The sequence below is a fragment of the Phytohabitans kaempferiae genome (genome assembly GCF_042433955.1).
Taxonomy (GTDB): Bacteria; Actinomycetota; Actinomycetes; order Mycobacteriales; family Micromonosporaceae; genus Phytohabitans; species Phytohabitans kaempferiae.
In genome coordinates this window covers 172,409-184,584 of sequence record NZ_JBHLUH010000007.1, presented here as the reverse complement: position 1 = coordinate 184,584, position 12,176 = coordinate 172,409, and the positions used below count along the sequence as shown (strand labels likewise).

10 protein-coding genes are annotated in these 12,176 nt (G+C 68.0%); 7 read left to right on the top strand and 3 right to left on the bottom strand.

Annotated elements, in window-relative coordinates; translation table 11 throughout:
• The 4 genes from ACFFIA_RS06645 to ACFFIA_RS06630 form a co-directional block, all read left to right on the top strand.
• A partial coding sequence (locus tag ACFFIA_RS06645; protein WP_377247030.1) for a carbohydrate-binding protein occupies positions 1-1,093 on the top strand: 1,093 nt, incomplete at its 5' end.
• Between the two features lie 10 nt (positions 1,094-1,103).
• Positions 1,104-2,429: a CE1 family esterase gene (locus tag ACFFIA_RS06640; protein WP_377247027.1), complete on the top strand. Its 1,326-nt coding sequence runs from the start codon at positions 1,104-1,106 to the stop codon at positions 2,427-2,429.
• A gap of 123 nt (positions 2,430-2,552) precedes the next feature.
• Complete coding sequence (locus ACFFIA_RS06635; RefSeq protein ID WP_377247024.1) at positions 2,553-4,568, top strand: family 43 glycosylhydrolase; 2,016 nt, start codon at positions 2,553-2,555, stop codon at positions 4,566-4,568.
• Between the two features lie 15 nt (positions 4,569-4,583).
• Positions 4,584-5,951: a glycoside hydrolase family 10 protein gene (locus ACFFIA_RS06630; protein WP_377247021.1), complete on the top strand. Its 1,368-nt coding sequence runs from the start codon at positions 4,584-4,586 to the stop codon at positions 5,949-5,951.
• A gap of 95 nt (positions 5,952-6,046) precedes the next feature.
• On the opposite strand, the gene ACFFIA_RS06625 is transcribed toward ACFFIA_RS06630, so the two are convergent.
• Entirely contained in the window at positions 6,047-7,330 is a 1,284-nt protein-coding gene (locus ACFFIA_RS06625) for a LacI family DNA-binding transcriptional regulator (RefSeq protein ID WP_377247018.1), read from the bottom strand.
• A gap of 336 nt (positions 7,331-7,666) precedes the next feature.
• Between ACFFIA_RS06625 and ACFFIA_RS06620 the strand changes: the two genes are divergently transcribed.
• From ACFFIA_RS06620 to ACFFIA_RS06610, 3 genes are all read left to right on the top strand, one after another.
• Complete coding sequence (locus ACFFIA_RS06620) at positions 7,667-9,388, top strand: cellulose binding domain-containing protein (protein ID WP_377247015.1); 1,722 nt, start codon at positions 7,667-7,669, stop codon at positions 9,386-9,388.
• Between the two features lie 154 nt (positions 9,389-9,542).
• Entirely contained in the window at positions 9,543-10,946 is a 1,404-nt protein-coding gene (locus ACFFIA_RS06615) for a glycoside hydrolase family 62 protein (protein WP_377247012.1), read from the top strand.
• Positions 10,947-11,114: 168 nt separating this feature from the next.
• Positions 11,115-11,348, top strand: a complete 234-nt coding sequence (locus ACFFIA_RS06610; RefSeq protein WP_377247009.1) for a hypothetical protein — start codon at positions 11,115-11,117, stop codon at positions 11,346-11,348.
• 24 nt (positions 11,349-11,372) lie between these two features.
• On the opposite strand, the gene ACFFIA_RS06605 is transcribed toward ACFFIA_RS06610, so the two are convergent.
• Positions 11,373-11,672, bottom strand: coding sequence for a hypothetical protein (locus ACFFIA_RS06605; RefSeq protein ID WP_377247006.1), 300 nt, complete (start codon positions 11,670-11,672; stop codon positions 11,373-11,375).
• Positions 11,673-11,674: 2 nt separating this feature from the next.
• Positions 11,675-12,139 (bottom strand): MaoC family dehydratase, encoded by a 465-nt coding sequence (locus tag ACFFIA_RS06600; protein WP_377247003.1) that lies wholly within the window; start codon positions 12,137-12,139, stop codon positions 11,675-11,677.
• Positions 12,140-12,176 lie beyond the last annotated feature (37 nt).

Below are 12,176 nucleotides of genomic sequence, written 5' to 3'. Positions count from 1 at the left end.
CTACAAGCGCAATGGCATGTACTACAACATCTTCGCGGCCGAGTGTTGTAGCGAGTTCATCGCCTACTCGACCGCGACGAGTGCGACCGGTCCGTGGACCTACCGGGGCACCGTCATGCCTCGTCAGGGGAGCAGTTTCACCAACCATCCGGGGATCGTGGATTTCAACGGCGGCTCGTATTTCTTCTACCACAACGGCGCGTTGCCCGGTGGTGGTGGCTTCACCCGGTCGGTCGCGGTGGAGAGGTTCACCTACAACAGCAACGGCACCATCCCGACGATCAACATGACCACCACCGGCGCGCCACAGATCGGCACCCTCAACCCGTACGTCCGCCAGGAAGCCGAAACCATCGCCTGGTCCTCCGGCATCGAAACCGAGCCCGCCAGCGAGGGCGGCATGAACGCCGGCTGGATCGAGAACGGCGACTACATCAAGGTCAAGGGGGTCGCGTTCGGCGCGGGGGCCACGTCGTTCACCGCGCGGGTGGCCTCGGCGAGCGGTGGTGGACGGATCGAGCTGCGGCTGGGCAGCGCGAGCGGCACCACGGTCGGCACCTGCACCGTGCCGGGCACCGGCGGCTGGCAGACCTGGACCACCGTCACCTGCCCGGTGAGCGGTGCCAGCGGTACGCACGACCTCTTCCTGCGCTTCGCCGGCGGCAGCGGCTACCTGCTCAACGCCAACTGGTGGCAGTTCAACCAGGGCGCCGGACCGACGCCCGCGCCACCTACCACCGCGCCACCTACCACCGCGCCGCCGACGACGGCGCCGCCCACCACCCCGCCGCCGAGTGGCAGCGGCTGCGTCGCCACCTACCGCACCAGCAACACCTGGGGCGGCGGCTTTCAGGGGGAGGTCACGGTGACGGCCGGCGCCTCGGCGATCAGCGGCTGGACCGTGCGGTGGGGCCTCGGCGGTGGCCAGAGCATCAGCCAGCTCTGGAACGGCACGCTCACCACCAGCGGTTCGACGGTATCGGTGACCAACGCCAGCCACAACGGCGCGTTGCCGGCCTCCGGGTCGACGACGTTCGGCTTCATCGGCGGTGGTACGGCCTCGAACCCATCACCCACCTGTACCTCGGCGTAAGGACTCCGTGATGTCAAGGCACAGATTCACTTTCGGACCGGTCACTGTGGCGATGCTGCTGGTACTGGCCGTGGGCGCCACGATGGTCCGCGGCGGTTTCGGCGGCACCGCCCAGGCCGCGGACCTCACGCCGCTCGCCGCCACGGCGGGCTGCGGCAAAGCGCCCGCGCTGGCGAGCGGCACGCACACGATCCAGAGCAACGGCAAGAACCGCACGTTCATCCTGCGCGTGCCGGACGGCTACGACGTCAACCGGCAGTACCGGCTGGTCTTCGGATTCCACTGGCTGGGAGGCACCGCGACCGACGTCGCCACCGGCCAGACCGTGCAGCGTGACGTCTGGGCCTACTACGGCCTTCAACGCCTGGCCGACAACAGCACCATCTTCGTCGCCCCACAGGGCCTGAACAACGGCTGGGCCAACGCCGGCGGCGAAGACCTCGTCTTCGTCGACGACATGCTCCGCCGGATCGAGGCGGGACTCTGCGTGGACACCACGCAACGTTTCGCGCTCGGGTTCAGCTACGGGGCCGCCATGAGCTACGCGCTCGCCTGCGCCCGGGCCGACGTCTTCCGGGCGGTCGCCGTCTACGCCGGTGGGCAGCTCAGTGGCTGTAGCGGCGGCACGCAGCCGATCGCCTACTTCGCCGCACATGGCATCCGCGACAGCGTGCTCGGCATCTCCGGTGGACGGTCGCTGCGGGACCGGTTCGTCCGCAACAACGGCTGCACCGCCCAGAGCCCGCCGGAGCCCTCCCAGGGCAGCCTGACCCACCGCAGCACCACTTATGCGGGATGCCGGAGCGGATATCCCGTCGTCTGGGCCGCGTTCGACGAAGGACACATCGCCGCGCCCCAGGACGGCGCGGCCGGAGACAGCGGCTCCCGCACCTGGCTGCCCGGCGAGACATGGCGGTTCTTCACCCAATTTCAGAGCACGTCGCCGGGACCGACCACGCCAGGTCCGACCACGCCAGGTCCGACGACCCCCGGGCCCACGACGCCGCCACCGGGGACCGGAGCGTGCCGGGTCGCCGCCACCGTCAACGCCTGGAACAACGGGCTCACCGAGGATCTGACCATCACGAACACCGGAGGCACGGCGATCAACGGCTGGGCCCTGACCTTCACCCTGCCCGGCGGGCAGACCATCACCAACGGCTGGAACGCCACCTACACGCCCAGTTCCGGCCAGGTGACCGCCAGGAACGTCGGCTACAACGCCGCGATCGCGCCGAACGCATCGGTCAGCGTCGGCTTCCAGGCGACCCACACGGGCAACTCCGCCAAGCCAACCTCGTTCACGCTCAACGGCGTCGCCTGTAGCACCGCCTGACCCCTCGACCGGCCTGGGGCGGCGTTACGGGGGCCGCTCCAGGGCCGGCCCGGCGGGAGCGGGCCGCGGGGATCGATCCATCCCGCGCCTCCACCCGCTGACCCACGTAACCGGAGGAACATCGTGCAGAACAAACGCTTTCGGCTCGGGATCGCGGCCGCGCTCGTAGCCGCGGTCAGCGCGGTCGGCGTCGTCACAGCCGTTTCGGCGCAGGCGGCGGCGGGCTGCCGGGTCGCGTACACCGTGACGAACTCATGGCCGGGCGGCTTCGGCGCCAACGTCGTCGTCGACAACCTCGGCGACCCGGTCGACGGATGGCGGCTCACCTGGTCGTTCGCCAGCGGGCAGACCATCACCCAGCTCTGGAACGGCAGCTACACGCAATCCGGTCAGGACGTGGTGGTGACGAACACCGGCTGGAACGGCAACATCCCGACGAACGGCAGCGTGAACTTCGGGTTCAACGGCGCGACGAGCGGTGGCAACAACGCCCCGCCGGCGAGCTTCTCGCTCAACGGCACTGTCTGCAATGGAACGACCGGACCGACGACCGGCCCGCCCAGCTCGTCGCCCCCGACCTCCGCGCCGCCCACGTCACAGCCACCGACCAGCCCGCCGCCGGGCACATGGCCGCCGTCGTCTACGTTCAACAACCCGGTGTTGTGGCAGGACTTCGCCGACATCGACATCATCCGCGTCGGCGACGTGTACTACTACTCGGCCTCGACGATGCACTACTCGCCGGGTGCGCCGATCCTGCGCTCGTACGACCTGGTGAACTGGGAGTTTGCCGGCCACTCCGTGCCGAGCCTGGACTTCGAATCCAACGCCTACAACCTCTCCGGTGCACGCGCCTACGTGAAAGGCATTTGGGCGTCGGCGTTCAACTACCGACCCAGCAACCGGACCTTCTACTGGATCGGCTGCACCGAGTTCAACCGCACCTACGTCTACACGGCCACCACTGTGGAGGGCCCGTGGACGAAGCGGTCGCGGATCAACAACTGCTACTACGACGCCGGCTTGCTTGTCGACGACAACGACACCATGTACGTCGCCTACGGCAACTCGACCATCAGCGTCGCCCAACTCACCGCGGACGGTCTGTCCCAGGTCCGCGCACAGCAGGTCTTCCAGACCCCGTCCAGCGTCGGAACGCTCGAGGGCGCGCGGTTCTACAAGCGAAACGGGTACTACTACATCTGGCTGACCCGCCCGGCGAACGGCCAGTACGTACTGCGGTCGTCCAGCCCGTTCGGCCCGTACGAGATGCGGCAGGTTCTCCTCGACCTGCCGGGTCCCATCTCGGGCGGCGGAGTGCCGCACCAGGGCGGACTGGTGCAGACCCAGAACGGCGCCTGGTACTACATGTCGTTTGTGGACGCCTACCCGGGCGGGCGAGTGCCGGCCCTGGCTCCCATCTCCTGGAGCGCCGACGGCTGGCCGGTCCTGCAGACCGTCAACGGCCGCTGGGGAGCGTCGTACCCCTACCCGAATGTGCCGCGACCGCCTCGGCAGGTCAAGCCGATGATCGGGACGGACACGTTCACCGGCACGATCCTGGGGCCGCAGTACGAGTGGAACCACAACCCCGACAACGCCCGCTGGTCGGTCAACAACGGGCTCCGTCTGCAGACCGCGACGGTCACCAACGACCTGTACCAGGCGCGCAACACGTTGACCCACCGGATCCAGGGGCCGTCCTCCACCGCCACGATCGAGCTCAACTACGCGAGCATGGCCAACGGTGACCGAGCCGGACTGGCCATGCTCCGCGACTCGTCAGCCTGGATCGGGGTCAGGCGCGACAACGGGGCGACCCGGGTCGTCATGACCAACGGCCTGACCATGAACTCCAGCTGGCAGACCACCGGCACCGGTAGCGAGCAAGCCAGCGCGGCCGTGTCCGGCGGCCGGATCTGGCTGCGGGTCAACGCCGACGTGCGACCGGGCTCGGGCCGCCAGGCCCGCTTCTCCTACAGCACCGACGGGACCAACTTCGTCAGCCTCGGGCCGGCGTTCACGCTCAACAACGCCTGGCAGTTCTTCATGGCGTACCGCTTCGGCATCTTCAACTACGCCACCCAGGCCCTCGGCGGCTCCGTCACCGTCGACCGTTTCGCCATCACCACTCCCTGAAAGGGCACACTCCACATGAGAATCCCCAAACGCCTTCGCGCCGCGCTCGGCGTGGCCGGTGTCGGCGCGATCGCCGCGTGCCTGGCGACCGTGCTGGCCTCCTCGGCCACGGCGGGTACCACCCTCGGCGGATCCGCGGCGGAGAAGGGCCGCTACTTCGGCGCCGCCGTCGGGACGGGCAAGTTCGGCGACAACACGTACATGACGGTGCTGAACCGGGAGTTCAACAGCCTCGTCGCCGAAAACGAGATGAAGTGGGACCACACCGAGCCGCAGCAGGGCCGGTTCAACTTCACCAACGGCGACCGGATCGTCAGCCACGCCCGGTCGCGCGGCATGTCGGTACGCGGGCACGCCCTGCTCTGGCACGCCCAGCAGCCCGGCTGGGCGCAGGGCCTGTCCGGCAGCGCCCTGCGCAACGCGGCGATCAACCATGTGACGCAGGTGGCCGCGCACTTCCGGGGTCAGATCCACTCCTGGGACGTGGTGAACGAGGCGTTCGCGGACGGTGGTAGCGGCGGCCGGCGCGACTCGAACCTGCAACGGACCGGTAATGACTGGATCGAGGCGGCGTTTCGGGCCGCGCGTGCCGCCGACCCGGGCGCGAAGCTGTGCTACAACGACTACAACACCGATGGGATCAACGCGAAGTCGACCGGCATCTACAACATGGTCCGTGACTTCAAGTCCCGAGGTGTGCCGATCGACTGCGTCGGGCTTCAGTCGCACCTGGGCACCACGATCGACTCGTCGTACCAGGCGAACATCCAGCGCTTCGCCGACCTGGGTGTCGACGTGCAGATCACCGAGTTGGACGTCATGCAGGGCAGCAACCAGGCCAACATCTACGCCACGGTGACCCGGGCCTGCCTCGCCGTTTCCCGCTGCACCGGAATCACGGTGTGGGGCGTGCGGGACTGTGACTCCTGGCGTGGCTCCGACAACGCCCTGCTGTTTGACTGCTCAGGCAACAAGAAGGCCGCCTACAACTCGGTGCTCAACGCGCTCAACAGCGGTGGCACGCCGATCACCACCGCGCCCACCACGAGGCCGCCCACGACGCCGCCGGTGACCACCCCACCGCCCGGTGGGGCCGGATGTGCCGCGACCGTGACGGTGAACCAATGGACCGGCGGTTTCGTCGCGAGTGTACGCGTGACGGCCGGATCGTCGGCCATCAACGGCTGGCGGGTCGCCCTGACCCTGCCGTCCGGTACCACCGTGACGAACGCGTGGAGCGCCAACCGAAGCGGTAACACCGGCGCGATCCAGTTCACCAATGTGGACTACAACGGCCGCGTCGGCGCCGGGCAGTCCACCGAGTTCGGGTTCCAGGCCAACGGCACGGGCACCGGCCTGGCACCGACCTGTACCGCCACCTGACCTACCTCCGCGGGAAGGGCCGGTGCGGAGAGGCAACCTCCGCACCGGCTCCGCGAAAGATCCCTGGAGGATCCACCATGGAGACGCCGACGGTGCTAGTGGCCGGTGGGTGGGGCGGTGCTGTCCCGGACGATGAGCGTCGTCGCGAGCTCCACGCGCTCGTGCCGCGGGGCGTGACCGGCGGCCAACGCCAAGACCAGGCTCGCCGCGGTGGCCCCCATCTCGGTGAAGGGTTGGCGCACCGTGGTCATGGCCGGGCCGCACCAGAGGGTGGGGGAGATGTCGTCGAAGCCGACCACGCTCACATCGTCGGGAATCCGCAGGCCGATCCGCCGGGCCGCCTCGTAGACGCCCAGCGCCTGCAGGTCGTTGCCGCACATGATGGCGGTCGGCGGGTCGACGAGGCGGAGCAGCTCGCGCCCGTGGTTGAGCCCGTCTTCGAACGCGAACCACTGCCCGGTCCTGGTCAGCCGTGGCTCGAGCGGCACGCCGGCAGCGTCCAGTGCCGCCCGGATGCCGTCCAGGCGTGCCCGAGCGCAGAGGCGCTCTGTCGGCCCGGTGATGGCGGCGATGCGCCGGTGACCGAGGTGCAGCAGGTGTCTTGCAGCTGCCAGCGCGCCGTTCCAGTCGGCTGCTCCGACCGAGGGGACGGAGTGCTCCGGCTCGCCGGTCGGATCCAGCGCGACAAGCGGTATGCCGTTTGCGGCGAGCAGGGCGTGCTGCTCAGGTGGAAAGGTCAGATGCACGGTGATGACGCCCACCGGACGGCGGGCGAGCAGGTCGTGTGCCCAGGAACGGCCGGCCGACGACTGGAGCCTCGCGTCGGTGAAGCCGACCGAGATCTTCTGGGTGGAGGCGACCTGCTCGACGCCTTGCATGATGGCGATGGCCAGGTGGCTCAGCATGCCGTAGAAGACGACCTCGATGGTCGCGGCGCGTGCCGGCATCTCCGGGCGGCGGTAGCGGTGCTGGCGCAGCACGGCCTCCACCTGGTCGCGGGTCTGCTGAGCCACCCCCGACCGACCATTGAGCACTTTGGACACGGTGGCCGTGGACACGTTTGCCAGTCGTGCGATCCTCGCGACGGTCATCTCACCTTGGCGCCGCTGGTGACCGCGGCCGGCGGGGGTCGTCTGGGGCGGTGGTGGGCCGGTGACCGTGGCGGCCGTGGCGCGGCGCTGGTCGACCTCGCTGACGAGGCGTGCCCGCACCGCCTCAGCCTCCTCGGCGGCGGTGGGGCCGGCCGGGACCGTCTCCATGAGGTAGCGCCGTTTCCTGGTGACCGGATCGAGGCTCGCGTAGACCCTCACCCGCAGCGATCCGCTGGGCAGTGTCTCGATCTCGCCTCGTACGCGGCGGGATCCGTTGGCGCCAGGCATGGAGCTACGGTAGCAGAGGCATCTAGCTCCATGTATTCCTGTGGTGCGGCTCCACGTCTTCCTTGTCTCGCTGTCTTGCCAAGGCTTACGTTTTCGATCGACAATGCTAACTGTTTAGGAGTCGGGCGCGGCTGGGGTAACGGGCACCCACGGCCGCTTGCAGCAGCTGTCCTAACCCGATGCGCGCGTCAGGCCGGGCCATCGCGGCGCATGCAGGAGGCCCACGGGTGCTGGGCGCTTCGATGACTGCTCGACTCGGGCTGTCGACGCTCATCCGCCATGCGAGCCTTCCCAGCCGGATGCGTGGGCCGGCATCCCCCTTTCAGGAGACGTTCTATGAGGAAACTTAGAGTGACCAGTGCCGCCTTGGTGTCGGCCGGCGCCGTCGCGCTGGCATCGGCGGCGGTCGCTGTGGCGCTGCCGGCCGGGGCCGCGGCCGCCGGCTGTTCGGTCAACTACTCCGTGTCGTCGCAGTGGCAAGGTGGCTTCGGCGCCAACGTCACCATCACCAACCTCGGTGACCCGATCACGAGCTGGACGTTGACGTGGTCCTACAGTGCCGGCCAGACCGTCACCCAGGCGTGGAACACGGCGCTGACCCAGAGCGGATCCGCGGTCACCGCCAGAAACGTCAGCTACAACGGGGCCATCGCGACCAACGGCACCGCCTCGTTCGGTTTCAACGGCTCGTGGACCGGCAGCAACCCCGCTCCGACCAGCTTCGCGCTGAACGGGGTGGCCTGTACCGGTGGAACCGCGCCGACGACGCCACCCACCACGGCGCCGACGACCCCGCCCACGACGGGGCCGACCACCCCGCCGCCGGCGGGGCCCGCGGACATCACGGTGAACAGCGGCACCAGGTACCAGACGGTCGACGGGTTCGGTGCGGCTCAGTCGATCTGGGGCAGCGCCTGGTCGACGGCCGACACGCAGACGCTTGTCGGGCTGGGTGCCAACCAACTGGGTCTGTCGATCGTGCGTACCGGCATCTCGCCGGTCTCCGGTGAGTGGGCGACCCATGTGAACGCCTTGAGGACGGCCAAGTCGTACGGGTCGGGCGTGAAGATCCTCGCGTCGCCCTGGACCGCGCCGGCGGCGTGGAAGACGAACAACAGCCGGATCAACGGCGGCAAGCTGAGGACCGACTACTACGACGACTACGCGAATCATTTGAACAGCTACGTGCAGTACATGCGTAACCAGGGCGTGACGGTCGACGTCACCTCGGTGCAGAACGAGCCGGACTGGCACCCGGACTACGACTCGATGGACTGGAGCGGCACCGAGCTTCGCAATTTCGTCCGTGATCACGGTGCGCGGGTGCAGAACACCAGGCTGATGGTGGCCGAGGCGGTGAACCTGAACTACACCTACACCGATCCGACCCTGAACGACGCGACCGCGCGGAACAACATCGGCTACATCGGTGGCCACCTGTACGGCACCGAGGCCTCGGGCCGCCTGAGGTCGTACCCGTTGGCCGAGCAGCACAACAAGCCGGTGTGGATGACCGAATGGAACTACCACGAGGCCGACGGCAGCGGCTCCAACATCTGGGGCAACCCCGGTAACCAGGCGGTCTGGAACGAGACGCTCGACGACATCATGCGCACGGTGCACCGGTCGATGGAAGCCAACTGGAGCGCCTACATCTGGTGGTACGGCAAGCGCTACTACTCCTTCATCGGCGACGGTGAGTCGGCCTACGGCACCACCGCGGGTGCTCCGCTCAAGCGCGGGTACGCGTTCTCGCAGTACGCCAAGTATGTCCGCCCGGGCTACCAGCGGGTCGCCCTGACGAAGAGTTCAAAGGCATCGCCGCTGGAGGTGACCGCGTACCAAGGCGGCGGGAAGATCACGCTGGTGATCCTCAACCGCTCGACCAGCGCGGTCAACAACGCCGTGATACAGGCGCCGCAGAACGTCACACGCGCGGAGCACTACCTGACCTCGCAGAACGCCAACGCGGCCAGCCAGCCGACCAGCGTGAACGGGGGACAGGTCACCGTCGACGTCGGCGCACGGAGTATCTCCACGGTCGTGTTCACCCTCTGACGGTCCTCGCTCGACCGGTCATGTCCTGGAAGGGCGTGTGGGTGCAACCGACCGTCGCACCCACACGTCCGACCATCTCGCCCGGCAGGGGGGCGGCGTCCCAATCATCGCCAAGCCCAATTTTCAGGTCGCCATCCAATCAGGAGGATGCTTTATGTCCAGATCCAGAGCAACCAATGTCGGCCTGGTGTCGGCCGGCGTCGCGTTGCTGGCGTCGACGGCGGTTGTCGTGGCGTTGCCGGCTGGCGCCGCAGCAGCGGGCTGTTCGGTGAACTATGCCGTGTCGTCGCAGTGGCAGGGCGGATTCGGTGCCAACGTCACCATCACCAACCTCGGTGATCCGTTGACCAGTTGGACGTTGACGTGGTCGTTCGGTGCCGGGCAGACGGTGACGCAGGCGTGGAACACGTCGTTGACGCAAAGTGGGTCGGCGGTGACCGCGAGGAACGTGAGTTACAACGGTTCGGTCGCGACCAACGGCACGGTGTCGTTCGGTTTCAACGGTTCGTGGACGAGCAGCAACCCGGCGCCGACGAGTTTCGCTGTGAACGGTGTGACCTGTACCGGTGGCACAACGCCGACGACGCCCCCGACCACCGCGCCCACGACCACCGCGCCCACGACGGCGCCGCCGACGACGCCGCCGGGCACGTGTGCTCTTCCGTCGAGTTACCGCTGGACGTCGACGGGCTCGCTGGCGACTCCGAGGTCGGGGTGGGTCTCGCTGAAGGACTTCACCCACGCCCCCTACAATGGCAGGCACCTGGTCTACGCGACGACGCACGACACGGGGACGTCGTGGGGCTCGATGAACTTCGGCCTTTTCACGAACTGGTCCGACATGGCCTCGGCCAGCCAGAACAGGATGCCTTTCTCCGCAGTCGCGCCTTCGCTCTTCTACTTCGCCCCGAGGAACATCTGGGTGCTCGCCTACCAGTGGGGTGGCCCCGCTTTCTCCTACCGGACGTCGACCGACCCCACCAACGTGAACTCATGGTCGGCGCACCAGACGCTTTTCTCCGGAAGCATCTCCAACTCCAACACGGGACCGATCGACCAGGCGCTCATCGGTGACAGCACGAACATGTACCTGTTCTTCGCCGGGGACAACGGCAGGATCTACCGGGCCAGCATGCCCATCGGCAACTTCCCCGGCAGTTTCGGCTCGACCTCGACGGTGGTCATGAGCGACACGACCAACAACCTGTTCGAAGCGGTCCAGGTCTACAAGCTCCAGGGCCAGAACCGATACCTTATGCTCGTCGAGGCGATCGGCGCGCAGGGACGCTACTTCCGCTCGTTCACCGCGACCAGCCTGAGCGGTTCGTGGACACCGCAGGCCGCGACCGAGAGCAATCCCTTCGCCGGCAAGGCCAACAGCGGCGCCACCTGGACCAACGACATCAGCCACGGCGAACTGATCCGCAGCAACGCGGATCAGACCATGACCGTTGACCCCTGCAATCTGCGGTTGCTCTACCAGGGGCGTGCCCCCAACTCCGGCGGCGACTACGGCCTCCTGCCATACCGGCCCGGTCTGCTGACGCTGCAGCGCTAACGGCACGACAGTAACGAGTTGAATGGAGCGGCGGGCTCGGTGCGATGCCGAGCCCGCCCGACTCGTCCAGGTGCTCAACCCCGCGCGGCACCAACACCGGCGATGCCGCGGGTTAGGCTGTGGGTGTCGTCGTCCATGCCGCCGTACCGATCATTGGGAGACTTTTCGATGCCTGACAACACGACATCGCCAAGCGGCGAGCCCGATGAGGCTTCGGACGCCCAGTCAACGCCCGCTGACGATGCCGCATCGGATGTTCCCGTCTTCGCCAACCGAGCCGAGCGGCGCGCCAAGGGCAAGGGCAAGTCGTCGGCACAGCCGCCGCCGGGTAAGGGGCAGTATCCGGGCGGTCGGGGCTCGTTCCAGGCCCAGCGTCAATGGGGCAACCGCCGCACCGGCTGATGCGGCCGCGCTGCTCCCGGTCGGCTAGCCGGTCCAGCGGTACCGGCGTTCGGGGCGCCCCGCGACGGCGTAGCGCAGTGTGACCGTGGCTTCGGCGCTGTCGTGGAGGTGTTCGAGGTAGCGGCGGGCGCTGACCCGGGAGATGCCGACCTGGTTGGCGCATTCGGCGGCGGACAGCGTTTCGGCGGCGTCTCGGAGGGGCGCCGGTTCGTAACTGGGCCACGACGTCGTGTTGTTGCCAGACGACCCCGGATACTCCCAGTCAAGGTCGATTCCGTCGAAGACTCCGACCCAGTCGGGATTGACACACAGGTACAAGAACACACCTAAGAGCTGGTGAGCGCGTAGTACCGAGTGACCGTATCGGCGACGCAGGCCGGCTTCGAGACACCGTCGATCTCGACCGTCGAGACGAGCACCGCTTGGATGCCGCCGTCGACGATGTCGGCGGCGGCGAGCCGGCTGCTGGCTCGCACCCGGGAGCCCACCGGCACCGGGTGGGGGAACCGCGCCCGGTTGAGGCCGTAGTTGATCGCCATCCGCACCCCGTCGACCCGGTAGATCTGGGCGACGAGGTGCGGCAGTAGCGACAGCGTCAGGTAACCGTGCGCGATCGTGCGGCCGAACGGCCCGCCCTCCGCGCGGGTGGGGTCGACGTGGATCCACTGGTGGTCGTCGGTCGCTTCGGCGAACAGGTCGATCCGCCGCTGGTCGACGGTCAGCCAGTCACTGGCGCCGAGCGTCTCACCGACGCAGGAAGCCAAGGCGGCCGGGCTGTCGAAGACCCGCATCACATGTCCCTCCACTCTTTCTTTGCTATCTTATAGC

Excerpts from the sequence above, each read along its gene's own strand:
- ACFFIA_RS06610 (WP_377247009.1), top strand. The coding sequence starts at position 11,115 with ATGCCTGACAACACGACATCGCCAAGCGGCGAGCCCGATGAGGCTTCG.
- ACFFIA_RS06615 (WP_377247012.1), top strand. The coding sequence starts at position 9,543 with ATGTCCAGATCCAGAGCAACCAATGTCGGCCTGGTGTCGGCCGGCGTC.
- ACFFIA_RS06600 (WP_377247003.1), bottom strand. The coding sequence starts at position 12,139 with ATGCGGGTCTTCGACAGCCCGGCCGCCTTGGCTTCCTGCGTCGGTGAG.
- ACFFIA_RS06625 (WP_377247018.1), bottom strand. The coding sequence starts at position 7,330 with ATGCCTGGCGCCAACGGATCCCGCCGCGTACGAGGCGAGATCGAGACA.
- ACFFIA_RS06640 (WP_377247027.1), top strand. The coding sequence starts at position 1,104 with ATGTCAAGGCACAGATTCACTTTCGGACCGGTCACTGTGGCGATGCTG.
- ACFFIA_RS06630 (WP_377247021.1), top strand. The coding sequence starts at position 4,584 with ATGAGAATCCCCAAACGCCTTCGCGCCGCGCTCGGCGTGGCCGGTGTC.
- ACFFIA_RS06620 (WP_377247015.1), top strand. The coding sequence starts at position 7,667 with ATGAGGAAACTTAGAGTGACCAGTGCCGCCTTGGTGTCGGCCGGCGCC.